The sequence below is a fragment of the Streptomyces melanogenes genome (assembly GCF_014649795.1).
Classification (GTDB): domain Bacteria; phylum Actinomycetota; class Actinomycetes; order Streptomycetales; family Streptomycetaceae; genus Streptomyces; species Streptomyces noboritoensis.
Window position 1 is genome coordinate 124,706 of record NZ_BMTS01000013.1, and the last position, 26,066, is coordinate 150,771.

The window sequence follows — 26,066 nt, forward strand, 5'->3', positions numbered from 1 at the left end:
AAGCAGCCCACACCGGTCGCAAATCGCGGTTCGGCCGACCTCTGGCCCGCCCCTACAGCGGGGCCTCCCACACCACTGTCGTCCCGCCGCCGTCCTCCCCGATGCCGGGCCCGTACGTACTGGATCCGCCCAGGGCCTCCGCGCGGCGCCGCAGGTTGCGCAGGCCGCTGCGGCGGCCGCCCTCGGGGATGCCGACGCCGTCGTCCGCGACGGTGAGCCGTACGCCCTGACTCCCGTCCGGGAGCTGGACGGTGGCGTCCACGACGACCTCGATGCGCGAGGCCCCGGCGTGCCGGAAGGCGTTGGACAGCGCCTCGCGCAGGGCCGCGATGAGGTTCTTGCCGGTCAGCTCCCCGACCAGTGCGTCGACCGGGCCGACGAAGCGGTGCGCGGGCTTGAAGCCGAGCGGCACGGCCGCCATGTTGATCTCCCGCAGGACCCGGGTGCGCAGCCCGGAGGGCGCCTCGGCCGGCCCCTGCTGGAGCGCGAAGATCGCCGTGCGGATCTCCTGGATCGTCACGTCCAGCTCGTCGACGGCCTTGCCGACGCCCTTCTGCACCTCGGGCACGACCGACTTGCGCTGGGCGCCCTCCAGCATCATCCCGGTGGCGAACAGCCGCTGGATGACCAGGTCGTGGAGGTCCCGGGCGATCCGGTCACGGTCCTCGTACACCGCGAGCCGCTCCCGGTCCCGCTGCGCCTCCGCCATCATCAGCGCGAGCGCCGCCTGCGAGGCGAACTGGGTGGCCAGCGTCCGTTCCGCCTCGGTGAACGGGCGGCCTCCCCGCGCACGCGGGGTGGCGAGCGCTCCCAGCACCCGGCCGCCGCTGTGCAGCGGCAGCATCATGCTCGGCCCGTACCGCTCGGCGAGATTGGTGATCATCCGGGGGTCGGTCGCCGCGTCGTCCACGAAGACCGCCTCGCCCTCCAGGAGCGTCGCGACGACGGGGCTCTCCGGGGGAATCACCACGCCCAGCACCGAGCCGGGTTCGTCGGAGGAGACGGCGACGATCTCCAGGCCGCCCTCCTCGGCGGGCAGCAGCACGATTCCGGCGTCGGAGTCCGCGAGGTTGCGGGCCTGCTCGGCGACGACCTCCAGGGCGTCGTCCGCGTCGCCGCCCGAGAGCAGCGCGGTGGTGACGGCGACCGATCCGTCGATCCACCGCTCGCGCTGGCGCGCCGCCTCGTACAGCCGGGCGTTGCCGATCGCGATGCCCGCCTCGGTGGCCAGCACCCTCACCATGTGCAGGTCGTAGTCGTTGAACTCGGCCCCGCCGTTCTTCTCCGTGAGGTAGAGGTTGCCGAAGACCTCGCCCTGTACCCGGATGGGAACCCCGAGGAAGGTCCGCATCGGTGGATGGTGCGCGGGGAATCCGGCCGAGCGCGAGTCCGCGGAGAGATCGCCGAGCCGCAGCGGCTCGGGGTGGTGGATCAGCCAGCCGAGCAGCCCCCGGTGGCCGTCCGGGCGACGGCCGATGGCGGCGGCCTCCTCGAACGTGACGCCGTACGTGACGAAGTCGGAGAGCCCCGTGCCCGCCTCGTCGACGACCCCGATCGCCGCGTATTTGGCGTCGGCCAGCTCTGCGGCCGTCTCGCAGATCCGGTCGAGCGTGGAGTGCAGCTCCAGGCCGGTACCCACGGAACGCATCGCCTCCAGCAGTTGCGGCACGCGCGCGGTGAGCTCGGTGGACAGACCCTGGAGGCTCCGGGTGGCCAGGGTCGCCGCTTCGAGCGCGTCCTGGTCCTTGGTGTCCTGGGGGTCCTTCGGATCCGGCACTGACATGCCCTTGAGCCTAGTAAGTCCCAATTGGCGAGGAAAGTCGGGCCTGACGAGCGGCGAGGCGGTGCCCCGGCAAGGCCCCCGTCTCAGACCGGGCGGGCCTCCTGAAGAAGGTCGCTGTCGCGCTCGCGCTCCAGCATCCGCCGCAGCTCCCCGTCGACCAGGGCGAGCTCGTCGTACGCCCCGCGCTGCACGACCCGGCCCTCGGCCAGCACCGCCACCTCGTCCACGGCCTCCAGGCCGCGCAGCCGGTGGGTGATCAGCACCGTCGTCCGGCCCTCCGTCGCCCGCAGCAGGTCCGCCGTGAGCGCGTCGGCCGTCGCCAGGTCCAGGTGCTCGGCGGGCTCGTCCAGGACGAGGACCGGGAAGTCGGCCAGGAGCGCGCGGGCCAGCGCGAGCCGCTGGCGCTGACCGCCCGAGAGCCGGGCGCCGTGCTCCCCGACGAGGGTGTCGAGGCCGTCGGGCAGCCCGTCCACCCAGTCGAGCAGCCGGGCCGCCGCCAGCGCGTCGCGCAGCGCGTCCTCGTCCGCGTCGGTACGGGCCAGCCGCAGGTTCTCGCGTACGGAGCTGTCGAAGAGGTGGGCGTCCTGGGCGCAGAGGCCGACCAGGCGTCGGACGTCGTCGCCCGCGAGCTCCGCCGCGTCCTCCCCACCGATCCGGTACGTGCCCTCGCGCGCGTCCAGGAAGCGCAGCAGCACCTGGGCGAGAGTGGTCTTGCCGGAGCCGGAGGTCCCGACGACGGCGACGCGCCGGCCCGGGGTGAGCGTCAGCGTGAAGTCGCTCAGCGCGTCCCGGCTCTGCCCGTCGTACCGGGCCGCCAGCCCGCGCACCTCCAGCGGGAAGGGCGACGCGGGCGCGGCGGCCGGGTGCTCCGGCTCCCGTACGGGCACGGGGGCGTCGAGCACCTCGTACACCCGCTCGGCGCTGCGCCGGACCCGCTGGCGCGCCTGGACGGCGAGCGGCAGGCCGTTGACAGCCTCGAAAGCGGCGAGCGGCACCAGCACCACGACGGCGAGCCGCACCCCGTCCAGGCGCCCGTCGGCGACCGCCTGAACCCCGACAAGTGCGGCGGCCGCCACGGTCAGTCCGCAGGTCAGCGCCGAGAGACCGCCGCCGAGCGCGGTGGCGGCAGCGGCCCGCGACGCGATCCGCGTGAGCGCCGAGTCGGCGTCCTTCGCGTCCCGGGTACGGCGGCCGAGCGCGCCCGCGACCGTCAACTCGCCCGTTCCGGTGAGCAGATCGGCCACCCGGGTGGCCAGGAGGCCGCGTGCGGGCGCCAGTTGACGCTCGGCCCGACGCGCGCACGCACCGCTGAGCATCGGCACGGCCACTCCGGCGACCAGGAGTCCGACCGTGAGCACCGCCCCGGCCTCGGGCAGCAGCCAGGCGGTGAACCCGGCACTGGCCACCGAGACCACCACGGCCACGGCGGCCGGAAGCGCCCATCGCAGCCAGTAGTCCTGGAGCTGGTCCACGTCCGCGACCAGGCGGGACAGCAGGTCGCCGCGACGCGTGGAGCGCAGTCCCGCCGGGGCGATCCGCTCCAGCCTGCGGTACACCGCGACGCGCACCTCGGCGAGCATCCGCAGCACCGCGTCGTGGGACACCAGCCGCTCGGCGTACCGGAACACGGCCCGGCCGATGCCGAACGCCCGGGTCGCCGTCACGGCCACCATCAGATACAGCACCGGCGGCTGCTCGGAGGCCCGCGAGATGAGCCACCCGGACACCGCCATCAGCCCCACGGCCGAGCCGAGCGCCAACGCCCCGAGCACCAACGCCAGGGCGAGCCGCCCGCGCAGGCCCCCGGCGGCCCCGCGCACCCGCGCGAGCACTTCCTGGGGGGTTGCACGCCCACCAGAAGCAGAAGCCGTGACCGGCTCAGGAGCCGAAGCCAGGGTCGGAGCCGGTACGGGGACGTCGGTACGGGAAGCCGTCGCAACGGCCTCGCGCGCCTCACCGCCCCCATCCCTGACCGGCCGCAGCTCCACCACCCGGTCCGCGACGGCGAGCAGGGCGGGGCGGTGGACCACCAGCAGGACCGTGCGGCCCGCCGACAGCCTGCGTACCGCGTCGACGATGCCCGCCTCGGTCGCCCCGTCCAGCGCCGCCGTCGGCTCGTCGAGCAGCAGGACCGGCCGGTCGGCGAGGAACGCCCTGGCCAGCGCGAGTCGTTGGCGCTGTCCGGCCGAGAGCCCGGCGCCGCCCTCCCCGAGCTCGGTCCCCAGGCCGTCGGGCAGCGCGGTCACGAACTCCAGGGCGCCCGCGTCCCGCAGGGCGTCCCGTACCGCCGCGTCGTCCGCGTCCGGCCGTGCCAGGCGTACGTTCTCCGCGATCGTCCCGGCGAACAAGTGCGGCCGCTGGGGGACCCAGGCGATCCGCTCGCGCCACCGCTCCAGGGAGAGCGCGTCCAGATCGGTGCCGGAGATCCGCACCCGGCCCTCGTCCGGCGCCACGAACCCCAGCACCGCGCCGAGGAGCGTGGACTTCCCGACGCCGCTCGGCCCGGTCAGCGCCACCGTCTCACCCGGCTCAACCGTCAGCGATGCGGCCGCCAACGACGGCTCGGTTCGCCCTGGGTGACGAACAGTCACCCCGTCCACCTCGATCCGTACGGGACCGGCCGGCACCGCGCCCGTACCGCCTGCGGGCAGCGGGGTCTCCAGGACCTCGAAGATCTCCTCGGCGGCCGCCAGGCCCTCCGCCGCCGCGTGGTACTGCGCGCCGACCTGCCGCAGCGGCAGATACGCCTCCGGGGCGAGGACCAGGATCACCAGCCCGGTGTAGAGGTCCAGATCGCCGTGGACCAGCCGCATGCCGATACCGACGGCGACCAGTGCCACCGACAGCGTCGCGAGGAGCTCCAGCGCGAACGACGACAGGAACGCGATCCGCAGGGTCTTCAGCGTGGCCCGGCGGTACTCGGAGGTGATCGTCCGGATCGACTCGGCCTGCGCCTTGGCCCGGCCGAACACCTTGAGCGTCGGCAGCCCGGCGACCACGTCCAGGAAGTGCCCGGACAGCCGGGAGAGGAGCCGCCACTGGCGATCCGTCTGCGCCTGGGTGGCCCAACCGATCAGCGCCATGAAGAGCGGAATGAGCGGCAGGGTGACGACGATGGTCGCCGCCGACACCCAGTCCTCGGTGACGATCCTGGCGAGCACCGCCACCGGCACCACCACCGCGAGCCCCAACTGCGGCAGATAGCGCGAGAAGTAGTCGTCGAGCGCGTCCACCCCACGGGTGGCCAGCGCGACCAGCGAGCCGGTCCGCTGGCCGCTGAGCCACTCGGGCCCCAGCAGGGCCGCCCGCTCCAGAAGCCGTCCCCGCAGCTCCGACTTGACCGCCGCGCTCGCACGGTGGGCGGCCAGCTCGGTCAGCCACGACACCAGCCCCCGCCCGGCCGCGACCGTCACGAGCAGCAGCAGGGGCGTGCGCAGCCCACCGGCGCCGTGGCCGTCCTGGAACGCCCCCACCACCACTTCGGCGATGAGCATCGCCTGGGCGACGACCAGCCCCGCCCCGACCAGGCCGAGGGCGACGACGGCCGCGAGGAAGAGTCGGGTGGCACGGGCGTAGCGGAGCAGTCGCGGGTCGATCGGTTTCACGTGAAACATCCCCTCGGAGGGTCAGGGGGCGATGGGTCGGGGGGTGTGTTTCACGTGAAACACACCCCCCGTGCGGAATCAGTGCGCGTCGGCGATGTGCTGAGTGCCGATCCGCTTGCGGAACACCCAGTACGTCCAGCCCTGATAGAGGAGCACCACCGGGGTCGCGATGCCCGCGCACCAGGTCATGATCTTCAGCGTGTACGGGCTCGAAGAGGCGTTGGAGACCGTGAGGTTCCACTCCTCGTGCAGCGAGGACGGCATGACGTTCGGGAAGAGCGTCAGGAAGAGCATCGCCACGGCGGCCGCGATCGTGATGCCCGACAGGGCGAACGACCAGCCCTCACGGCCGATCTTGATCGCACCGATCGCCCCGACCAGCGCCACGACCGCGATCACCATCGCGACCAAGCTCTTGGTGTCACCACGCGAGACCTGCGTCCAGATCAGGAACGAGAGCGCCAGCACGGCCGTGACGAGGCCCAGCTTCAGGGCCAGCGCCCGTGACCGCTCGCGGATCTCACCGACGGTCTTCAGGGAGGTGAAGACCGAGCCGTGGAAGGTGAACAGGAACAGCGTCACCAGTCCGCCGAGGATCGAGTACCCGTTGAGCAGGTCCCAGAAGGTGCCGACGTACTCCTTGTGCGCGTCGATCTTCACTCCGCGCACGATGTTGCCGAAGGCCACGCCCCACAGGAACGCCGGGATCAGCGAGGTCCAGAAGATTGCCTCCTCCCAGTTGCGCTGCCACTTCTCCTCGGGCCGCTTCGCCCGGTACTCGAAGGCCACACCGCGCACGATCAGACAGACGAGGATGATCAGCAGCGGCAGGTAGAAGCCGGAGAAGAGCGTGGCGTACCACTCGGGGAAGGCGGCGAAGGTCGCCCCGCCCGCGGTCAGCAGCCACACCTCGTTGCCGTCCCAGACGGGCCCGATCGTGTTGATCAGGACCCGCTTCTCCTTGCGGTCGCGGGCCAGCAGCTTCGTGAGGATGCCGACTCCGAAGTCGAAGCCCTCCAGGAAGAAGTAGCCGGTCCACAGGACCGCGATGAGTACGAACCAGACGTCGTGGAGTTCCATGCCTCTGTCTCCTCAGCCTCAGTACGAGAAGGCCATCGGCCGGTCGGGGTCGCGGTCGTCCCCGCCGATCTTGGTGGGCGGGTTGAGGTCGGACTCGGTGAGCTCGGGCGGTCCGGCCTTGACGTACTTCGCGAGCAGCCGCACCTCGATCACCGCGAGCACCGCGTAGAGCAGGGTGAAGACGATCATCGAGGTGAGGACCTCGCCCTGCGAGACGCCGGGGGAGACCGCGGCCTTGGTGCGCAGCACGCCGTACACGACCCAGGGCTGGCGGCCCATCTCGGTGAAGATCCAGCCCCAGGAGTTGGCGATCAGCGGGAAGCCGAGCGTCCAGATGGCGATGAACCAGTACCAGCCGGTCAGCCGGGAGCCGAGCGTCTTGTTCCGGAAGAGGACCAGATGCGGCACCTCGTCGTCACCGGTCCTGAGCCCTGGCGCCAGCAGGAACTTCTTGCGGGTGAGCCAGAGTCCGACGGCTCCGATGGCGAAGGACGTCATCCCGAAACCGATCATCCAGCGGAAGCCCCAGAAGGTGACCGGGATGTTCGGCCGGTAGTCGCCGGGCCCGTACTTCTGCTGCTCCTGCTTGTTCACGTCGTTGATGCCGGGGACGTACGAGGAGAAGTTGTTGTCGGCGAGGAAGGAGAGCAGGCCCGGGACCGAGATCTCGACGCTGTTGTGGCCCTTGGCCACGTCTCCGTAGGCGAATATCGAGAAGGGCGCCGACTTCTCGCCGTCCCACAGCGCCTCGGCCGCCGCCATCTTCATGGGCTGCTGCTTGAACATGACCTTGCCGAGCTGGTCGCCGCTGACGGCCGTGAGCAGTCCGCCCACGACGAGCGTGACCAGGCCGAGCCGGAGCGAGGTGCGCATCACCGGGATGTGCTTCTTGCGGCGCAGATGGATGGCGGAGACGCCGACCATGAACGCGCCACCGGTGAGGAAGGCCGCGGTGAGCGTGTGGAAGACGACCACCAGGGTGGTGTCCTGTGTCAGCACGTGCCAGAAGTCGGTGAGCTCCGCGCGCCCGGTGGCCTTGTTGTACTTGTAGCCGACCGGGTGCTGCATCCAGGAGTTGGCGGCCAGGATGAAGTACGCGGAGAGCATGGTGCCGATCGAGACCATCCAGATGCAGGCGAGGTGGATCTTCTTCGGCAGCTTGTCCCAGCCGAAGATCCACAGGCCGATGAAGGTCGACTCGAAGAAGAAGGCGATGAGCGCCTCGAAGGCGAGCGGGGCGCCGAAGATGTCACCGACGAACCGCGAGTAGTCGGACCAGTTCATACCGAACTGGAACTCCTGGACGATGCCGGTGACGACACCCATCGCGATGTTGATCAGGAAGAGCTTGCCCCAGAACTTCGTCGCCTTGAGGTACTTCTGGTTCTCGGTTCGCACCCACGCGGTCTGCAGGCCGGCCGTGAGCGCGGCGAGCGAGATCGTGAGTGGCACGAAGAGGAAGTGGTAGACGGTGGTGATGCCGAACTGCCATCGCGCCAGTGTTTCCGGCGCCAGAGCCAGATTCACAACGTCATCTCCTTACATCGCCGTGATCACAGCGGCAGTTTGCCCCTCTGATCCCACTGATTACGGGACGAAGCGGGACACGCTTGTGAACGCGTTCACATTCACAAGCATTATGTCGCACACACTTCCGTGACCTTCAAGCGGGGGGGGGTGCCTCTGCGCCGGGTCCATGCCGGGGTCGCGCGAGGGCCGTGCCGAGCGAGCCCCCGGCGACGCCTTTTGAGACGCCTCTTCCCGACGACTTCAACATCTTGTTGAATTTCGGCCCATGCAGATACGGATCTCGTGGCCCACCGGGCAGCTCACCGCCACCCTCGAAGAAACCCCCACGAGCGCGGCGCTCGCGGGGGCACTCCCGATCGTCTCCACCGCCCGCACCTGGGGCGAGGAGGTCTACTTCGAGACCCCGGTCTCCCCCGCGCTGGAGTCGGACGCGCGCGAAGTGGTGGAGCCGGGCACGGTCGCGTTCTGGACCGAGGGCGACGCGCTGGCGCTGCCCTTCGGTCCGACGCCAGTCTCACGAGGTGGCGAGTGCCGCCTGGCGAGCGCGTGCAACGTCGTCGGCCGGATCGACGGGGACCCGCGCCTGCTCGCCACGGTCCGCACCGGCGACCGGATCCGGGTGGACCGCCTCCAGGACCCGGCCTAGGGCCGCCCCGCCACCGGCGCGGGTCCGGCCCCGGGCGCGAAAGGCCCTAGTTGGCCTTGCGGAAGCCCTCGGCCACCTTCAGGAAGAGGTCGTTGGCCTCGGTCTCGCCGATCGTGACCCGCACGCCCTCGCCCGCGAACGGCCGGACCACCACGCCCGCCGCCTCACAGGCCTGCGCGAACTCCACCGTCCGCTCACCGAGGCGCAGCCAGACGAAGTTCGCCTGCGACTCGGGCAGGTTCCAGCCCTGGCCGACCAGACCCCCGTACACCCGGTCGCGCTCGCTCACCAACGAGCCGACACGCCCGAGCAGTTCGTCCTCGGCGCGCAGCGAGGCGACCGCCGCGTCCTGGGCGAGCTGGCTGACGCCGAAGGGGACGGCCGTCTTGCGCAGCGCCGCCGCCACCGGCTCGTGGGCGACGGCGAAGCCGATCCGGAGGCCGGCGAGCCCGTACGCCTTGGAGAAGGTGCGCAGCACCGCCACGTTCGGGCGGTCGCGGTAGATCTCGATGCCGTCCGGCACGTCGGCGTCGCGGACGAACTCCTTGTACGCCTCGTCCAGGACCACCAGCACGTCCGAGGGCACCCGGTCGAGGAATCGTTCCAGCTCCGCCCGGCGGACCACGGTGCCGGTCGGGTTGTTCGGGTTGCAGACGAAGATCAGCCGGGTCCGGTCGGTGATCGCCTCGGCCATGGCGTCCAGGTCGTGCACATCGCCGGAGGTCAGCGGCACCTTCACGGACGTCGCACCACTGATCTGGGTGATGATCGGGTACGCCTCGAAGGAGCGCCAGGCGTAGATGACCTCGTCGCCGGGGCCGGAGGTGGACTGGAGCAGGGACTGGGCCACACCGACCGAGCCCGTGCCGGTGGCGAGGTGGGTGAGCGGCACCCCGAAGCGGTCGGACAGCTCGTTCATCAGACCGGTGCAGGCCATGTCGGGGTAGCGGTTGAAGTTCCCGGCGGCGGCGACGGCGCTCTCCATCACGCCCGGCAGCGGCGGGTACGGGTTCTCGTTCGAGGACAGCTTGAAGGCGACCGGGCCGCCGGAGGCCGCGGGCTTGCCCGGCTTGTAGGTGGGGATGCCGTCCAGCTCGGCGCGCAGCTTGGGGCTCGTCTCGCTCACCGCAGGTCCTCCTCGACCGTTCCATCCGTACGAATACTGCTCACCTTATGAGGATTCGGCGCCCCTGCGAAGAGCCGAAGGGGCATCCTCCGGACGCGCCCTCCCTCACCCGCCCGGCCCTGGGGAACGCGAGCGCGTGGGAGGGGGAGCGCTCCCCGTCAAAGCCGTGCGCCGGTGGCTCGCGCCGTGGCGCGCATCCCTCGTGCAGGTGAGTTGAGACCTCTTCGAAACATCGGGCATTCGGCAGCCGCCCACCGATCGACAACCGCCACCACAACGCGAGTCCGTCCAACTCCCATGCAAATCAAGGCCCTTAGCCATTTATGATCATGCAGAAACGTGCCTGTCAACGCGTGCATATGCACCCGGGCCAACTGTCTCGCCTCGCCCTACTATCGGCTCGCCATGACAGCAGCAGGGAAGCACCAGGTGAGCCGGTCGACCGGTCGCCGGCTGGGGCGGGCGGGCATTCGGGACGTGGCCGCCGCCGCCGGTGTCTCCATCACGACCGTCTCCGACGCGCTCAACGGCAAGGGCCGGCTCCCCGACGCCACCCGCCGCCACGTCCGCGAGGTCGCAGACCGGCTGGGCTATCGCCCATCCGCAGCGGCCCGCACGCTCCGTACCGGAAAGTCCGGCTTGATCGGCCTGACCGTGACGACGTACGGGGATGAACCTTTCACCTTCACCGAGTTCGCCTACTTCGCCGAGATGGCGAGGGCCGCGACATCCGCCGCGCTCGCGCGCGGCTACGCCCTCGTCATCCTGCCCGCCACCTCACGCCGCAGCCCCGCGGACGTCTGGTCGAACGTCGCCCTCGACGGCACCGTCGTGATCGACCCCTCCGACCAGGACCCCGTCGTCACCGAACTGGTCCGCCAGGGCCTGCCGGTGGTCTCCGACGGCCGTCCCGCGGGTTCGCTGCCGGTCACCGCCTGGGTCGACAACGACCACGAAGCCGCCGTACTGGAACTGCTCGACCATCTCGCCGCCGCCGGCGCCCGCCGGATCGGCCTCCTCACCGGCACCACCACCGACACCTATACCCGGCTCTCCACCGAGGCGTACCTGCGCTGGTGCGAGCGGGTCGGGCAGGACCCGGTCTACGAGTCCTACCCCGCCCACGACCCGTGCGCGGGCGCCGTCGCGGCCGACCGGCTGCTCGCCCGCCCGGACCGGCCCGACGCCGTGTACGGACTGTTCGACCCCAACGGCACCGATCTGCTGGCTGCCGCCCGCCGATACGGACTGCGGGTGCCCGAGGACCTGCTGCTCGTCTGCTGCAGCGAGTCCACCGTGTACGCGACCACCGAACCACCCATCACGACCCTCTCGCTCAAGCCCCGGCGCATCGGCACGGCCGTGGTCCAACTGCTCATCGACGCCATCGAAGGCATCGACCACGGTCACCCGATCGAGCAGGTGATACCGACCGAACTCATCATCCGTACGTCGTCGCAGCGCCGGTCGCCGCGTACGACGGTCAGCCCCCCGCGCTCCCCCGTCGCGGAACCCCGTAGGGGAATCGGACAGGACCCGAACGTGCCGGACAGGAGCCCCGACAGCGATGCGGACAAGGACTAGACCAACACAATGGGGACATAACCACCGGTGAACCACGGCCGCACCCGGATTCACCACCCCTGGTGCGTCACACAGCACGAGCCTCATTCCTATGATGGGCGCACGACACCACGGATCCCCGCCCGACCAGGGGGGTCCCACGGTGTACGGCGGCGCGACGGTGGTGGAGGGGTCGATGACTCAGGGGGCCGGTCAGGGACCCGAGCGGACGGAGACGTTGCGTGACTTCCGGGTGCCTCCGTACGCGCAGGCTCCCGCACAGTCCGCACAGGTCCCCCCGCCGCCCCCACCCGTCGAAATGCCTCCACCGGCGCAGCCCCACCCTCCCGTGGTCCCGCACCCGATGGAGGCGTACCCCGCGGACATCCACCCCGGGAACGCCTTCGCGGACGAGGAGCCGCCCGAGGGCTACACCCCGACGGCACGCGACCTCCCGGTGATCAACCGGGGGGACACCGTGCAGGTCCGGCTGGCGAGCGAGCCCGCCCCGGCGCCCCTGCCGGACGGCCTCGGGCCGCTCTTCGTCGTGGGCGACGTCCACGGCTACCTCGACGAACTCCTGGCCGCACTGCGCGAGCAGGGGCTGATCGACGTCGACGGGAACTGGGCGGCGGGCAACGCCCGCCTCTGGTTCCTCGGCGACTTCACCGACCGCGGCCCCGACGGCATCGGCGTCATCGACCTGGTGATGCGGCTTTCGGCCGAGGCCGCGGCCGCCGGCGGCTACTGCAAGGCCTTGATGGGCAACCACGAGTTGCTCCTGATCGGCGCCAAGCGCTTCGGCGACACCCCGGTCAACTCCGGTGCGGGCACCGCCACCTTCCAGGCCGCCTGGCTGCTCAACGGCGGTCAGAAGGCCGATATGGACCGCCTCCAGGACGTCCACCTCCAGTGGATGTCCCGCCTCGACGCGATCGAGCAGGAGGACGGGCATCTGCTGATGCACTCCGACACCACCGCGTACCTGGAGTACGGCGACTCCATCGAGGCCGTGAACGACACCGTGCACGCGCTGCTCACCCGCAACGATGCCGACGAATGCTGGGACCTGTTCCGGAAGTTCACCAAGCGCTTCGCCTTCCGCGACGAGTCCGGCCCCCAGGCCGCCCGCGAGTTGCTCTCGGCGTACGGCGGGCAGCGGGTGGTCCACGGACACAGCCCGATCCCCTACCTCCTGGGCGAAGTGGGCACCGAAGACGGCGAGGAAGACTCCCGTCCGGTCGTGGAGGGACCGCATGTGTACGCGGACGGTCTCGCCATCGCCATGGACGGTGGAGTGACCATGGCCGGAAAACTGCTGGTCGTGCAGTTGCCTCTGCATGACTGAGGCGTAATCGGGAAAACACCGGCTCGGGCGGTAGCAAGGTGATTTCGGAAACACCCTGTCACCCCGTGCCGGAACCGCTCTACCATCGGCTTATCCGTAGCAGGCTCTCCTCCGTTTCCGCCCGATTGCCCGTTCATCAGGCGGGCTTTCCGGCCCTACGGAGCATCGGGGGATGCACATGAACAGCGCTCCGCACCTGCTGACCGAGGACCGCCCGGAGTTCGAGCGGATCCTCGACGACGCACTGCGCACCGCGCCCGACCGGCCCGAGCTGGCCGGCGTAGGAGTACGGCTCAACACCGAGCAGTTGCGCACCATGGTGCTCAACGCCGGTGCTCTCGTCTCGGCGGCCGCGGCGGCCGAGTACGACCACTACGTCAGGGTGCGCGAGGAGTTGCGTGCGCCCGCCACCCCCGCGCTCACATCGGAACGCGGCTCGGTGATGACGCCTCCGGTGGTCGACAGCCCGGAATCCACCTCGGGCGCGGGCGTCGGCGCGGTCGTCGCCGTCCTGGCGCCTGTCCTCTCCGGGACCGCCGCCGCAATCTTCCTGCTGGTGGGCTACATCCTGAAGATGCTCAACCCCGAGCCCGCCTTCGCCGACACTTTACTGACCGCAGGCTGGTTCTTCGGGGCGCTCACCGCGGCCGCGATACTGGCCGCGGCGATCAGCCTCCTGCTCACCGCGATCCGCAACGGCGCCACCCAGGTCGTCGCCGAACCGGAGGAGACCGAGGTGGGCGACGAGAGAGCGCAGGAGCTCTCCCGGGCCCGTGACGCGTGGCGCCACGCCCTGGTGGAGCGCGGCATCTACCCGTTCCTGCGCGAGGCGCTGGCCGACCCGGGCTCCGGTCCGGGTGTGCCCCGGCGCCGCTCGACGGGCCGGATACCGAGCCTGGGCTACGACCGGCCCGACTTCGACAGCCCGGGTGACTCGTCCACCGGGACCCGGCCCAGCTTCACCAGCCCGGACTTCACCAGTCCCGACTTCGGGGGCCCCGAACACCAGCCGGAGTGACCGGCTTCGGGGTGCCCCGTTTCACGTGAAACCGCCCGGATCCCCGGGTCACCTTCGTTTCACGTGAAACCACGGCCGCGCATGTTTCACGTGAAACAGGGATCGCCGTTTCACGTGAAACATCGGTACGCGTACGTCACTCCGCGATCGGCAGATAGACGCGGTTGCCCGCCGCGGCGAACTCCGCGGACTTCTCCGCCATTCCGGCCTCGATGTCCCCCGCCGCCAAGTCGCCGCCGTGCTCGCGGCGGATGTCCTGCGAGATCTTCATCGAGCAGAACTTCGGCCCGCACATCGAGCAGAAGTGAGCGGTCTTCGCCGGCTCGGCGGGCAGCGTCTCGTCGTGGAACTCCCGGGCGGTGTCCGGGTCGAGGGCCAGATTGAACTGGTCCTCCCAGCGGAACTCGAAGCGGGCGTCCGAGAGCGCGTCGTCCCACTCCTGTGCGCCCGGGTGCCCCTTGGCGAGGTCGGCCGCGTGCGCCGCGATCTTGTAGGTGATGACACCCGTCTTGACGTCGTCGCGGTTCGGCAGGCCCAGGTGCTCCTTGGGCGTGACGTAGCAGAGCATCGCGGTGCCCCACCAGGCGATCATCGCCGCGCCGATGCCGGAGGTGATGTGGTCGTACGCCGGGGCGACATCGGTGGTCAGCGGGCCGAGCGTGTAGAACGGCGCCTCCTCGCAGATCTCCTGCTGGAGGTCGATGTTCTCCTTGATCTTGTGCATCGGGACGTGGCCCGGGCCCTCGATCATCGTCTGGACGTTGTGGCGCTTGGCGATCGTGTTGAGCTCGCCCAGCGTGCGCAGCTCGGCGAACTGCGCCTCGTCGTTGGCGTCCGCGATGGAGCCCGGGCGCAGCCCGTCGCCGAGGGAGTACGTCACGTCGTACGCCGCGAGGATCTCGCAGAGCTCCTCGAAGTTCTCGTACAGGAACGACTCCTTGTGGTGCGCGAGGCACCAGGCGGCCATGATCGAGCCGCCGCGCGAGACGATGCCGGTCTTGCGGCGGGCGGTGAGCGGCACGTACCGCAGCAGCACGCCGGCGTGGACCGTCATGTAGTCGACGCCCTGCTCGGCCTGCTCGATGACCGTGTCCTTGTAGATGTCCCAGGTCAGCTCCTCGGCGCGGCCGTCGACCTTCTCCAGCGCCTGGTAGAGCGGCACGGTGCCGATCGGGACGGGGGAGTTGCGCAGCACCCACTCGCGGGTGGTGTGGATGTTGCGGCCGGTCGAGAGGTCCATGACCGTGTCGGCGCCCCAGCGGGTGGCCCACGTCATCTTGTCGACCTCCTCCTCGATGGAGGAGGTGACGGCGGAGTTGCCGATGTTGGCGTTGACCTTCACCAGGAACCGCTTGCCGATGATCATCGGCTCGATCTCGGGGTGGTTGACGTTGGCGGGCAACACCGCGCGCCCGGCCGCGATCTCCTCGCGGACGACCTCGGGGGAGACGTTCTCGCGGATCGCGACGTACTCCATCTCCGGGGTGATCTCGCCCCGGCGGGCGTACGCGAGCTGGGTGACGGCCTGGCCGCCGCGGCCGCGGCGCGGCTGGCGCGGGCGGCCCGGGAACACCGCGTCGAGGTTCTTCAGTCCGCCGCGCGGCGAGGTGTGCTTGATGCCGTCGTCCTCGGGGCGGACGGGGCGGCCCGCGTACTCCTCGGTGTCCCCGCGCGCGATGATCCAGTTCTCCCGGAGCGGCGCGAGGCCTCGGCGGACGTCCGTCTCGATGTTCGGGTCGGTGTACGGCCCGGACGTGTCGTACAGCGTGACGTCCTTGCCGTTGGTGAGGTGCACCTGGCGGACCGGCACCCGGAGGTCGGGGCGCGAGCCCTCGACGTATCCCTTGTGCCAGCCGATGGACTTCCCGGCCTCGTTCTGGTTCGAGGCAGGCGTGCGTGCGTCCTGAATGGTCATGAGACCTACTCCCTACGCCGGCATTACCCGGTAACAGGTTCGGCGGTCGGCGCAGCCGCTTCCGTACAGTTCGTACGGCTTTCAGCGCCCTCTCAGCCCGGTGCTCCGAGCTCCCGCGTGTGCAAAGGTGTCACCACGCTAGCGCCATCTCCAGCGCGCTGAACAGAGGGGCCCCGCCGTTCTTGCGATGATCGGGCGGTGACGTCAGCAGAGCAGCCCCCCGAAGACGCCCACGGACACCCGCACGGCCAGAGCCATGGACACACCCACAGCCACGGTCCCGCGACGCCGGTCTCGAAGCATCTCCGCAAGGTGATCGCCGCCGTGCTGATCCCGTTCTCCCTCGCGGTCCTCGTGGGCCTGGCGGTGCTGTGGCCCGGCGGGACCCCGTCCCACCAGCGCACCGGAGTCGGCTTCGACCGCCAGACCCAGCAGGCGAAGGTCACCGCCCTCCAGAAGGTCGACTGCAAGTCGGTCAACGCCGGTCAGACCCCGCCGAGCAGCGACACCTCGCCCCCCGAGGGCCAGGGCGCCAAGCGCTCCAGGCAGGGCCTGTGCGCCAAGGCGACCATCGAGGTCACCAGCGGCAAGGAGAAGGGCCGCACCTTCACCGAGATCGTGCAGCCGGACGCCCCGCGCCAACTCCACAAGGGGCAGCGCGTGATCGTCGCGTACGCCCCCGACGCCCCGCACGACCTGCAGTATTCGGTGACCGATGTGAACCGTCGGGTCCCGATGGCGCTGCTCGCGGGCATCTTCGCGCTCGCGGTGGTGGTCGTGGGCCGGCTGCGCGGGGTGATGGCGCTGGTGGCGCTGGTCGTCTCGTTCGCCGTACTGACGCTGTTCATCCTCCCGGCGATCCTCCAGGGCTCCAATCCGCTGCTCGTCGCGGTGGTCGGGTCGAGCGCGATCATGCTGATCGCGCTGTACATGTGCCACGGCTTGTCGGCGCGCACCTCGGTCGCCGTGCTCGGCACGCTGGTCTCGCTCGTCCTGATCGGGCTGCTCGGGTCGCTGTTCATCGGCTGGGCCTCGCTGACCGGCAACACCGACGACAACACCGGCCTGATCCACGGGCTCTACCCGGACATCGACATGTCCGGTCTGCTGCTGGCCGGAGTGATCATCGGCTCGCTGGGTGTGCTCGACGATGTGACGGTCACCCAGACGTCGGCGGTCTGGGAGCTCCACGAGGCCAATCCGACGATGGGCCCGCGCGGGCTGTACCGGGCGGGCATCCGGATCGGCCGCGACCACATCGCGTCGGTGGTCAACACCCTGGTCCTGGCGTACGCGGGTGCGGCGCTGCCGCTGTTGCTGCTGTTCTCGATCGCGCAGAGCAGCGTGGGAACGGTGGCCAACAGCGAGCTGGTCGCCGAGGAGATCGTTCGGACGCTGGTGGGCTCGATCGGCCTGGTGGCCTCGGTCCCGGTGACCACGGCGCTGGCGGCGCTGGTGGTCTCGGCCGACCGCCCCGCCGCCGGGGCCCGTGGGCCGGTGCGGGGCGGGCGGGGTCGGCGCCGCAAGAAGTAGGCGGCGCTCAGCCCGCGTTCTGCTCCTCGGCCAGGATCCGCCCCAGCGCCTCGTCGAGGTGTCCGTCGAAGTCGCCGAGCGCGCGCTCCTGCCCCAGCGGTACGAGCTTGTCGGTGCGGTCGAGGAAGGCCACCAGCGGGCCGGCCCCGGCGCGGAAGAGCGCCCGCTCACCGCCCACCTGGAGGCGGATGTGGACGTCGGAGAGCTCCTCGGGGCGGGAGGGCGCGATGTGCACGTCTCCGTCGCCGGTGGGGGTGTTGATGCCGTCGAGCAGCAGTTCCCGCCCGAAGGTCCAGGTCACGGGTTCGTCGCCGGGCAGGTGGAAGGTCATGCGGACCGCGTACGGATCGTCGGCGCGGTAGGTGAGCTCCACCGGGATCCTGAAGGAGAGCTCCTCGGAGACGAGGAAGCTCATCATGACCTCTGCCAGGACCTCACGCATCACGTACCCCGCTGTAGCTGGAATGGCCAGGAATGATCCCTCTGGCCTTCGTGACGCCATCGTGCTGGAAGCGGTAGCAGATCACAAGGAGTGAGTTTTCAGATACTGATAGAGAACGCGAGGGAGCTGAGCAGTCTGCCCACTTCGCCGCGGAGCTGCTCGATCGCCGGAATCAGGCGTTCTTGCTGGTCAAGCGGGAGAGAGATGGCCATCGTGGCGGCTCCGGAGCCCGCTGTGATCGGGATGGCCGCGCAGACGGTGCCCAGTGCGTACTCCTGTCTTTCGACGACCGGTTGCATACGCTCCGTAGCCGCGAGGCGGTCCAGAAGAGCGCGCCGGTCGCGTACGGAATAGGGAGTGATCGCCCGGACGGGGTGCCGGTCCAGGTGGTCCTCGCGGGCCTTCTCGTCGAGCTGGCTCAGCAGGCACTGCCCGATGGCGTGGGCGTGCCCGGTCTCCCGGAAGTCGGCCCACTCCTCGACGGCCGGGGCCGACGGCGTGTCGGCCACTCCGGCGATCTCGATCTCACCCTCGCGGTAGACCGCGAAGTAGACGGGGACCCCGATGGCGTCGCGCCACTCCGCGAGAGACCGGCTGATCCTGGTGCGCCGATTGCGCAGCGCTCCGCCGTCCGCCAGCCGCTCGGCCGCCTCGCCGAAGACGAACACCCCGTTCTCCCGGCGCAGATAGCCCTCGTGGGTGAGGGTGCGCAGCAGGTGGTACGCGGTGGGGAGCGGCAGCCCGGCCTCCCGGGCCAGCTGTTTGGCGGGCGCGCCGTCCACATGGGCGCCCACCGCCTCCAGCAGGCGCAACGCCCGCTGGACCGAACCGATCAGGGTAGGGACACCGGCGTTCGCAGCCGTGGCCACAGGTCACCCCCAGGCGTGCTGACGGGCAGGGGGCCCGCCCGAGGCAGCAGAGGTTTTCACCATAACGGCCGCCTCCGGCGCCATGAGGGGTTCGACGTTTCCGTCCCTCAGCCGGGCTAATCCCGGGTCGTTTCTGTACGAGCGCCGCGCCTTTGCCGACCGCCCGCACGAAATGCGCGCCGCCCTCTACCAGTCGCTGCGCGAGGACGAAGAGGACATGAACCGCCGTACGACGTAGATGAGTCCGCCGACCAGGGCCACGAAGATCAGCACCTTGAAGAGCAGACCGAACAGGAAGCCCACCACGCTGGCGATGAGACCGCCGAATACGACCAGGGCGATGACGGGCACGGCGACCCACTTCACCCACCAGGGCATCCCCGCGAATATCTCCCGTGCGGCCATCGTCCTTACCTCTTTCGTACTCGTGTTTCTCCTGGAGTCTCGGGCTGCTGCCTCCGACACCCTCGATGCTAGGGGCGAGGGGGCACCGAACGGGGGCCTCGCAGCCCTTGATCTCCCCTGACCGAACCCCTAGGGATCCCCGGGGGTCGCCCTCAGCTCTCAGGGGGAGAGAACACGACCAGAACCCGCAGGTCCTCGGCGATGTGGTGGAACCGGTGGGCGACGCCGGCGGGCACGTAGACGACGCTGCCCCGCGCCACCTCGGTGGTCTCCAGGCCGACCGTGATCGACGCCCGGCCGCTCACCACGAAGTAGATCTCGTCCTGGGCGTGCGGCTTCTGCGGGTCCTGGTCGCCCGCGTCCAGCGCGTAGAGCCCGGCCGACATGTTCCTTTCCCGCAGAAACTGCAGGTACGCGCCGTCGTTGGCGGCGCGCTCCGCCTCGAGTTCGTCAAGCCGGAATTGCTTCATCGCCGTCCGCCCCTGCACTGGTACCGATCATGTCTGCCACGATCAGACACATGAAGAATTTCGTAGTCAAGACGCTCGCCAACGCGGCGGCCCTGGCCGTGGCCATCTGGCTGGTCGACAACATCACGCTCACCGGCGACAGCACCGGCAAGAAGGCCCTGACACTGATTCTGGTCGCCCTGCTGTTCGGGGTCGTGAACTTCATCGTCAAGCCGGTCGTGAAGTTCCTCTCGTTCCCGCTGTTCATCCTCACGCTCGGCCTGATCACCTTTGTGATCAACGCCCTGATGCTGCTGCTCACCTCGTGGCTGGCCGGGAAGCTCGACCTCAACTTCCACGTCGAGGGCTTCTGGACCGCGCTCCTCGGCGGCCTGATCATCTCGATCGTGTCCTGGGCGCTGAACGTCGTCCTGCCCGACGACAAGGACTGAGGGGAGCGCGGATGACCTCCGGTGTGAACCCTCCCCGGGCGCCGGGCGACGGCACCAGAGCGGTGCGGGCCGGGCTCCCGGACCCGGTCGCGTACGAACCCTCGCTGCCGGGGCCGGTGTTCGCCGCGCACTTCCACCTCCCGGGCGAGGCGGCGGGCCCCTACACCTACGGCCGGGACACCAATCCGACCTGGACCCATCTGGAGCGCGCCCTCGCCGAGCTGGAGTCCCCCGACGCGCCCGCCGAGGCGGTCGTGTTCGCCTCCGGCATGGCCGCGATCTCGGCGGTCCTGCTCGCCCACGCGCGCGTGGGCGACGCCGTGGTCCTGCCGGACGACGGCTACCAGGCGCTGCCCCTGGTGCGCGAGCAGCTCGCCGCGTACGGGGTCGAGGTGCGCACCGCGCCGACCGCGGGCGACGCCCAGCTGGCCGTCCTGGACGGCGCGTCCTTCCTGTGGATCGAGACGCCCTCCAACCCGGGCCTGGACGTCTGCGACATCCGGCGGCTGGCGCGGGCCGCCCACGACACGGGCGCGCTGGTCGCGGTCGACAACACGCTGGCGACCCCGCTCGGCCAGCGCCCGCTGGAGCTCGGCGCGGACTTCGCGGTGGCCAGCGGCACCAAGGGCCTCACCGGCCACGGCGATCTGCTGCTCGGCTATGTGGTCTGCCGCGATCCCGAGCTCGCCGCGCGCGTACGCAAGTGGCGCAAGGTCGTCGGGGCGATTCCCGGGCCGATGGAGGCCTGGCTGGCGCACCGCTCGCTGGCCACGCTCCAGCTGCGCGCGGACCGGCAGTCGGCGAACGCGCTGGCCGTCGCCGAGGCGCTGCTCGACCGCCCCGAGGTGAGCGGGGTGCGCCATCCCGGGCTGCCGTCCGACCCCGCGCACCGGCAGGCGGCCGCGCAGATGCGCCGCTTCGGCTGTGTCGTCTCCTTCGACCTGCCCGACCGCGCGTACGCGGAGCGGTTCCTGGCGGCGCTGCGGCTGGTGGACGACGCCACGAGCTTCGGCGGGGTGCGCTCCACGGCCGAGCGGCGCGGCCGCTGGGGCGGTGACAAGGTCGCGGAGGGCTTCATCCGCTTCTCGGCCGGGGCCGAGGACACCGCTGACCTCGTCGCCGACGTACGGCGGGCGCTGGACGAGGCCGCGGTATGAGACGGGCGGTCCGAGCCTCCCCCCTCATGGCTCGGACCGCCCCGGTTCCACGCGCGAAGAACCGCGTCACCAAGGCTAGTTGACTCTGTGTCAGTGTCCAATCACGGTAGCGACAGAGACCTATCGACATATTTATAGTTGTGTCCGGCCGGGGACGTTGTGAGGCAGTTCAGGACGGGAGGGCAGCATGGACCTCGCCCTGCTGCGCACGTTCGTCACGGTCCACCGCGCGGGGTCCTTCACCCGGGCCGCCGCCCTGCTCGGCCTCTCACAGCCCGCCGTGACCAGCCAGATCCGCACCCTGGAGCGGCAGTTGGGGCGCCCGCTGTTCCTGCGCCAGGCGCGCGGGGTGACACCGACGACCGTCGGCGACGAACTGGCCCAGCGGGCCGCGCCGCACCTGGACGCGCTGGTCGAGATCGCGGAGTCCGGCTGGTACGAGGAGTCGGTCGTACGCACCCTCCACCTCGCCGGGCCGCCGGAGTTCACCTCGCTGCGCGCCCTGCCCGCTCTGACCTCGCTGGTTCCGCAGGGGCTCGCGCTGCGGGCCTCCTTCGGCAACGCCGAGGAGACCCTGGAGGGCCTGGCCGCGGGCCACCACGACCTGGCCATCGCCACCGCCCGCCCCCGTGGCCGGCTGCTCAGCGCGACCCCGCTCTGCGACGAGGAGCACGTCCTGGTCGCCGGGGTGCGCTGGGCCTCGCGGGTCGCGCCGGGTGCGCTGCGGCGCGGGGGCCCCGGCGTACTGGAGCACATTCCGGTGGTGGAGGTGCACGAGTCGCTGCCCCTCGTCTCGCGCTACTGGGCCGCGGTCTTCGACACCAAGCCGGCCGCCGCGGGCACGGTGATCGCGCCCGACCTGCGGGCGGTCCTGGAGACGGTGACGGCGGGCGCGGGCCTGGCCGTACTACCGCGCTATCTGTGCGAGGGGGCGCTGGAGCGCGGCGAGCTGGTGGCCCTGCTCGACCCGCCGGTGCCGCCGCTGCGGACCTACTTCCTGGCGGTGCGCACCGGCACGCTCGCCCTGCCGCACATCGCGCGGGCGCAGGAGTGGCTGCTGCGCGCCGCGGTCGACTGGTGCTGAGCGAGTTTCGCGGGCGCCGCCACGGGCCACATTTCTCCCATGACCGTACGACCCGTGGTCAAGCGCACCGCACGAGCCGTCCTGCTGGACGGCGACGACCTGATCCTGATCAAGCGCACCAAGCCCGGCATGGATCCGTACTGGCTCACCCCCGGCGGCGGCGTCGAGCCGGAGGACTCCACCGTCGTCGAGGCCCTGCACCGCGAGGTGCACGAGGAGCTCGGCGCGAAGATCACCGACGTGGTGCCCTGTTTCGTCGACACCGTCGAGCACATCGGCGCCGACGGCGGGGCGACCGGAGTGAAGGTGCAGCACTTCTTCGTCTGCCGGCTCGACTCCATGGACGAATCCCTGCGGCACGGCCCCGAGGTGGAGGAGCCGTGCGGCGAGTACGAGATCGTACGGATCCCGTTCACCCGCGTCGGCATCGCCTCCGTCCACCTCGTACCGCTGTCGCTGCGGCACTACCTCGACGGCAACATCGAGGGCGTCCGCGCGATGCACGCGCCCGACCTGGGCTGATCCCCCACCGGGCACGCAGTCCCGCTCGCGGCGCGCCTCAGTCGTTCGCCGCGACGAGCTCCTCCACGGAGTCGTGCCGGATCCGGTCGGAGGGGATCCCGATGTCCCGCAGGGTGGTCACCCCGCTGCGGATCATCCCGGGCGGCCCGGACACATAGGCGTCGTACGAGGTCCACGGCCCGTGCTCGCGCACCGCCTCCGGGAGCCGCCCGCTGAGCCGGCCCGGGCCCTCCGAGACCACCGGCCGCACCGACAGCCAGGAGTGCGCCTGCTGCATCCGCAGCAGCGTGTCGATGTCGTACAGGTCGTGGTTGCTGCGGGCCCCGTAGAAGACCTCCACGGGCCGCCGCTCGCCGTACCGGGCGACGTCCTCGACCAGCGCCTTGATGGGCGCTATGCCGGTGCCGCCGCCCAGACAGAGCAGGCCGTCGTCGGTGGTGTGGTCGACCACCATCGACCCGGCGGGCGGCCCCAGGCGCAGGGTGTCCCCGGGCCGGGCGCGGTGGACCAGCGCGCCGGAGACCCAGCCGGCCGGCACCGCCTTGACGTGCAGCGACAGCAGCCCGTCGGAGCGGGGCGCGGACGCCAGCGAGTAGTGCCGCCATATCCGCGGCCACCAGGGCGTCTCCAGCGTCGTGTACTGCCCGGCCAGAAAGGGGTACGGCTGGTCCGGGCGGAGCGTGACCACCGCGATGTCCGGGGTCCTCAGATCGTGCGAGACGACCTCGGCGTACCACCAGGCCGGCTGGCGCAGTTCGTCCTCGTCGGCCGCGTCGATCATGATCTGCGACATCGTCGTGTACGCCCGGACCCAGGCGGCCTGGGTCGCCTCGTCCCAGGTCTTCTCGGCGTATCGGACCAGCGCCCCGATCAGCGCCTCTCCGACGGCCGGATAGTGCTCGGGCCGGGTGCCGTACTTACGGTGGCCCCGGCCCAGCTGGCGAAGATATTCAGTGAGTGTGGCGGTGTTCTCCAGATGCTCGGCGGCCGTGAGCAGCGCCTTCAGCAACCGGTCCCGCTGGGCGTCCATCGCTGCCGGAAAGAGTGTCCGCAGCTCCGGATCGCCTATGAACAGCAGAGCGTAGAAGTACGACGTGACCTTGTCCGCTAACGGTGCGATCTCCGCGAGTGTGCGGCGTATCAGCGCAGCGTCGGTCGACGTGTTGGTCGGAGCGTTCATCCCTTGTCTCGCCTCGAACCTCTGGCCGCAGTTACCGACGTCCGGGAGTCCCGTCCCTCCCGTAATGGAGCATGTCAGCTTCGGGGAGCTCGCGGGGACAAATAGCAGGAATCCCGGGTATCCGAACCGGCATTCCCGTTAGGCTCATGCGACCTGTGCCAGTGCGTAGGCCTCGCGGAGGTCGCCGCCGGTGTAGGTGTGCGTGGCCCTTCCGGCGAGATGGCGGTCGGCGTTCACGGCGACCGACACAGGTACCGCGGCGAAGAGATCCACGTCGGACATGGAGTCCCCGTACGCGACGCAGTCCTTGCGGCTCACCCCGAACTCGGCGCGCAGCCGCTCCGCGACCGTCACCTTCGCGGCGGCGCTGAGGATCCCCGCCGGGTCGACAGGCCGGGTGAAGGGCACCTCGGGGAAGACGGAGCCGTGCGCGGCATGGGCTCCCCACTCCAGCAGCCGCTCGACGAAGAACGACGGCGAGAGCGAGATCACGGCGCAGTAGTCGCCGCCCTGGCGGATCTCCCGCCACACGTCCTGGATCCCGGTGAGCCAGGGCGCGGAGACGAAGGCCGCCGTCACATGCTCCTGCGTCAGCCCCGACCAGAGCTCGTGCACCCGGACCGCGTACTGGGGCGGCCCTATCAGACCGCCGGACAGCTCCCGCTCCAGCTCACCGATCTCTTCCAGCAGCCCGAGCTGCCGGGATATCTCGACCGGCGCGGCGGAGCCCCGGATGAGGGTTCCGTCGAGGTCGAAGAGATGAAGTCTCGCCATGTACGCCGAGGCTAGTACCCCTGGTCAAGCCCCTCGTGCCCGGCACCCGGGCCGTCTCGATCGTCCAGGGGCGCTGTGTTTCACGTGAAACGACGCCCTCGGTTTCACGTGAAACAACGCCCTCGCTCCCCGTTTCACGTGAAACATCCGGGGCGGGAGCTGACAGAGCGTGGCCGAAAGCAACGTGCTGTATGCGCAAAACGGTGGACGAGGTACAGGTTCATCGGACAGCCTGATCCCCATGCCCTCACCGCTCGACGAGCTTCCGATCCGCCGCCTGACCATTGACGACCTGGTTTCCTGCGCCGACCTCTCCGAGAACCGCGGCTGGCCGCGCGAGGAGCACAAGTGGGGCCTGCTCCTCACAGCGGGAAGGGGCTACGGAATCGACGACCCGGACGGCAAAGGGCTGGTCACCGCCTGTGTGGTCACCTCGTACGCGGATCTCGCCGCCATCGGCATGGTCCTGGTGGCCGAGAAGCACGCACGGCAGGGCGTGGGGCGGCGGCTGATGCGGCACGTTCTGGAGGAGCTGGGCGACCGGCCGGTCACGCTGCACGCCACGCCGTACGGACAGCCGCTCTACGAGGAGCTGGGCTTCGAGACCACCGGCCGCGCCGAGATGGTCCGTGGCCACTTCCGGCCCTCGGGCCCGGCGCCCTCCGTGGCGACCCGCCCGGCGACCGCCGAGGACCTGCCCGCCATCCTGCGGCTGGACGACGGCGTCTTCGGCCGCGACCGCACTCATGTCATCACCCGGCTGCCCGCCTTCGCCGACCAGCTGCGGGTCGCCGAGGACTCAGGTGGCCTCATCGGCTATGCGGCGGCCTGGCCGAACATGGAGACCCATGTCGTGGGCCCGCTGGTGGCGCGTGACACCGAGACCGCGAAGGCCCTGGTCGCCTCGCTCGCCGCGGGCACGGACCGCCCGCTGCGCACCGACGTCGACGTACGCCACGAGGAGTTGCTCAACTGGCTGAAGGCGAACGGTCTGGAACCGATCGCCTTCAACGCGGTGATGACCCGCAACATCCCCGGCCTGCCCGGCGACTGGACCCGCCGCTTCGCTCCACTGACGGTCGCCGCTGGCTGAGCACGGTTCGCCTGCCATAGGAGGCGGGCGGCGGGCTCACAAGGGGGCTCAGACGAGCCGCTGGACGGCCTCCGTGGCGAAGCCGTGGTCCTGCTCGGGGGATCCGCCGCCCACGCCGATCGCTCCCATCAGCCGGCCGTCGCGGTGGACGGGGACGCCGCCCGGGATGAAGAGCAGCGGCCGGTCGAGCGCGGTCGGCAGGGTGTGGAAGAGCCCACCGGGCTGGACCGCGTCGACCAGGTCGGCGGTCGGGGTGCCGAGCTGAAGCGCGGTGTACGCCTTGCGGTTGCTGGTCTCGCCCGCGATCAGTACGGCGCGGTCGTCGCGGCGGAAGGCCAGCAGATGGCCGCCCGCGTCGAGCACCGTGACGGCGACCGTGGCTCCGGCCTCCTCGGCGGCGGTACGAGCTGCCTCCACGAGGGCTTCGGCGTCCTGGATGGTGAGCGGGGCGACTGCGGTGGTGGTGCTCATGAGGGGTGACTCCTTGGTGCG

22 protein-coding genes and 1 pseudogene are annotated in these 26,066 nt (G+C 70.6%); 10 read left to right on the plus strand and 13 right to left on the minus strand.

Features of this window, described 5'->3' with window-relative positions; translation table 11 throughout:
• Positions 1-52: 52 nt before the first annotated feature.
• The 4 genes from IE252_RS26705 to IE252_RS26720 all read right to left on the minus strand — a co-directional run bounded on the left by IE252_RS26705 (position 53) and on the right by IE252_RS26720 (position 7,995).
• Entirely contained in the window at positions 53-1,783 is a 1,731-nt protein-coding gene (locus tag IE252_RS26705) for a GAF domain-containing sensor histidine kinase (RefSeq protein WP_190092006.1), read from the minus strand.
• A gap of 83 nt (positions 1,784-1,866) precedes the next feature.
• Positions 1,867-5,388 carry a thiol reductant ABC exporter subunit CydD gene (gene cydD / locus IE252_RS26710; RefSeq protein WP_190092007.1) on the minus strand — a complete coding sequence of 1,174 codons (3,522 nt, stop codon included), beginning with the start codon at positions 5,386-5,388 and terminating at the stop codon, positions 1,867-1,869.
• 78 nt (positions 5,389-5,466) lie between these two features.
• A complete protein-coding gene (cydB, locus tag IE252_RS26715) occupies positions 5,467-6,468 on the minus strand; it encodes a cytochrome d ubiquinol oxidase subunit II (protein ID WP_190092008.1) in 1,002 nt (333 codons plus the stop codon).
• A gap of 18 nt (positions 6,469-6,486) precedes the next feature.
• Positions 6,487-7,995: a cytochrome ubiquinol oxidase subunit I gene (locus tag IE252_RS26720; protein ID WP_190092009.1), complete on the minus strand. Its 1,509-nt coding sequence runs from the start codon at positions 7,993-7,995 to the stop codon at positions 6,487-6,489.
• Between the two features lie 268 nt (positions 7,996-8,263).
• Between IE252_RS26720 and IE252_RS26725 the strand changes: the two genes are divergently transcribed.
• A complete protein-coding gene (locus tag IE252_RS26725) occupies positions 8,264-8,644 on the plus strand; it encodes a cyclophilin-like fold protein (RefSeq protein WP_190092010.1) in 381 nt (126 codons plus the stop codon).
• Positions 8,645-8,690: 46 nt separating this feature from the next.
• On the opposite strand, the gene hisC is transcribed toward IE252_RS26725, so the two are convergent.
• On the minus strand, positions 8,691-9,770 hold the full coding sequence (gene hisC / locus IE252_RS26730; protein ID WP_190092011.1) for a histidinol-phosphate transaminase: 1,080 nt from the start codon (positions 9,768-9,770) through the stop codon (positions 8,691-8,693).
• Between the two features lie 405 nt (positions 9,771-10,175).
• Here hisC and IE252_RS26735 point away from each other — a divergent pair.
• From IE252_RS26735 to IE252_RS26745, 3 genes and pseudogenes are all read left to right on the plus strand, one after another.
• Positions 10,176-11,282 (plus strand): annotated as a pseudogene (locus IE252_RS26735) (LacI family DNA-binding transcriptional regulator); the annotation flags it as partial.
• A gap of 232 nt (positions 11,283-11,514) precedes the next feature.
• Complete coding sequence (locus IE252_RS26740; RefSeq protein ID WP_268248430.1) at positions 11,515-12,681, plus strand: metallophosphoesterase; 1,167 nt, start codon at positions 11,515-11,517, stop codon at positions 12,679-12,681.
• Positions 12,682-12,853: 172 nt separating this feature from the next.
• Positions 12,854-13,699, plus strand: a complete 846-nt coding sequence (locus IE252_RS26745; protein ID WP_190092013.1) for a hypothetical protein — start codon at positions 12,854-12,856, stop codon at positions 13,697-13,699.
• A 136-nt stretch (positions 13,700-13,835) separates the two neighbouring features.
• On the opposite strand, the gene thiC is transcribed toward IE252_RS26745, so the two are convergent.
• Positions 13,836-15,614 carry a phosphomethylpyrimidine synthase ThiC gene (gene thiC / locus IE252_RS26750; RefSeq protein WP_190092014.1) on the minus strand — a complete coding sequence of 593 codons (1,779 nt, stop codon included), beginning with the start codon at positions 15,612-15,614 and terminating at the stop codon, positions 13,836-13,838.
• Positions 15,615-15,812: 198 nt separating this feature from the next.
• On the opposite strand from thiC, the gene IE252_RS26755 reads away from it, so the two are divergent.
• On the plus strand, positions 15,813-17,147 hold the full coding sequence (locus IE252_RS26755; RefSeq protein ID WP_190092015.1) for a YibE/F family protein: 1,335 nt from the start codon (positions 15,813-15,815) through the stop codon (positions 17,145-17,147).
• A gap of 7 nt (positions 17,148-17,154) precedes the next feature.
• Here the strand turns inward: IE252_RS26755 and IE252_RS26760 are convergent, their stop codons facing one another.
• The 4 genes from IE252_RS26760 to IE252_RS26775 form a co-directional block, all read right to left on the minus strand.
• Positions 17,155-17,589, minus strand: coding sequence for an SsgA family sporulation/cell division regulator (locus tag IE252_RS26760; RefSeq protein WP_190092016.1), 435 nt, complete (start codon positions 17,587-17,589; stop codon positions 17,155-17,157).
• A gap of 98 nt (positions 17,590-17,687) precedes the next feature.
• Positions 17,688-18,458 (minus strand): IclR family transcriptional regulator, encoded by a 771-nt coding sequence (locus tag IE252_RS26765; RefSeq protein ID WP_190092017.1) that lies wholly within the window; start codon positions 18,456-18,458, stop codon positions 17,688-17,690.
• A gap of 186 nt (positions 18,459-18,644) precedes the next feature.
• Positions 18,645-18,863 (minus strand): DUF5326 family protein, encoded by a 219-nt coding sequence (locus IE252_RS26770; protein ID WP_190092018.1) that lies wholly within the window; start codon positions 18,861-18,863, stop codon positions 18,645-18,647.
• A 152-nt stretch (positions 18,864-19,015) separates the two neighbouring features.
• Positions 19,016-19,333, minus strand: a complete 318-nt coding sequence (locus IE252_RS26775; RefSeq protein WP_067162214.1) for a cupin domain-containing protein — start codon at positions 19,331-19,333, stop codon at positions 19,016-19,018.
• Positions 19,334-19,383: 50 nt separating this feature from the next.
• On the opposite strand from IE252_RS26775, the gene IE252_RS26780 reads away from it, so the two are divergent.
• The 4 genes from IE252_RS26780 to IE252_RS26795 all read left to right on the plus strand — a co-directional run bounded on the left by IE252_RS26780 (position 19,384) and on the right by IE252_RS26795 (position 22,527).
• Positions 19,384-19,764 (plus strand): phage holin family protein, encoded by a 381-nt coding sequence (locus IE252_RS26780; RefSeq protein ID WP_190092019.1) that lies wholly within the window; start codon positions 19,384-19,386, stop codon positions 19,762-19,764.
• Between the two features lie 11 nt (positions 19,765-19,775).
• On the plus strand, positions 19,776-20,921 hold the full coding sequence (locus tag IE252_RS26785) for a cystathionine gamma-lyase (RefSeq protein ID WP_190092020.1): 1,146 nt from the start codon (positions 19,776-19,778) through the stop codon (positions 20,919-20,921).
• 187 nt (positions 20,922-21,108) lie between these two features.
• Entirely contained in the window at positions 21,109-22,005 is an 897-nt protein-coding gene (locus IE252_RS26790; protein WP_190092021.1) for a LysR family transcriptional regulator, read from the plus strand.
• A gap of 39 nt (positions 22,006-22,044) precedes the next feature.
• A complete protein-coding gene (locus IE252_RS26795) occupies positions 22,045-22,527 on the plus strand; it encodes an NUDIX domain-containing protein (protein WP_190092022.1) in 483 nt (160 codons plus the stop codon).
• Between the two features lie 37 nt (positions 22,528-22,564).
• Here the strand turns inward: IE252_RS26795 and IE252_RS26800 are convergent, their stop codons facing one another.
• Positions 22,565-23,785 (minus strand): globin domain-containing protein, encoded by a 1,221-nt coding sequence (locus IE252_RS26800; protein WP_373298623.1) that lies wholly within the window; start codon positions 23,783-23,785, stop codon positions 22,565-22,567.
• Positions 23,786-23,851: 66 nt separating this feature from the next.
• A complete protein-coding gene (locus IE252_RS26805) occupies positions 23,852-24,481 on the minus strand; it encodes an HAD family hydrolase (RefSeq protein ID WP_190092024.1) in 630 nt (209 codons plus the stop codon).
• Positions 24,482-24,722: 241 nt separating this feature from the next.
• On the opposite strand from IE252_RS26805, the gene IE252_RS26810 reads away from it, so the two are divergent.
• Entirely contained in the window at positions 24,723-25,574 is an 852-nt protein-coding gene (locus tag IE252_RS26810; RefSeq protein WP_190092025.1) for a GNAT family N-acetyltransferase, read from the plus strand.
• 48 nt (positions 25,575-25,622) lie between these two features.
• On the opposite strand, the gene IE252_RS26815 is transcribed toward IE252_RS26810, so the two are convergent.
• Positions 25,623-26,045 carry a GlcG/HbpS family heme-binding protein gene (locus IE252_RS26815; RefSeq protein ID WP_190092026.1) on the minus strand — a complete coding sequence of 141 codons (423 nt, stop codon included), beginning with the start codon at positions 26,043-26,045 and terminating at the stop codon, positions 25,623-25,625.
• Positions 26,046-26,066: the final 21 nt, after the last annotated feature.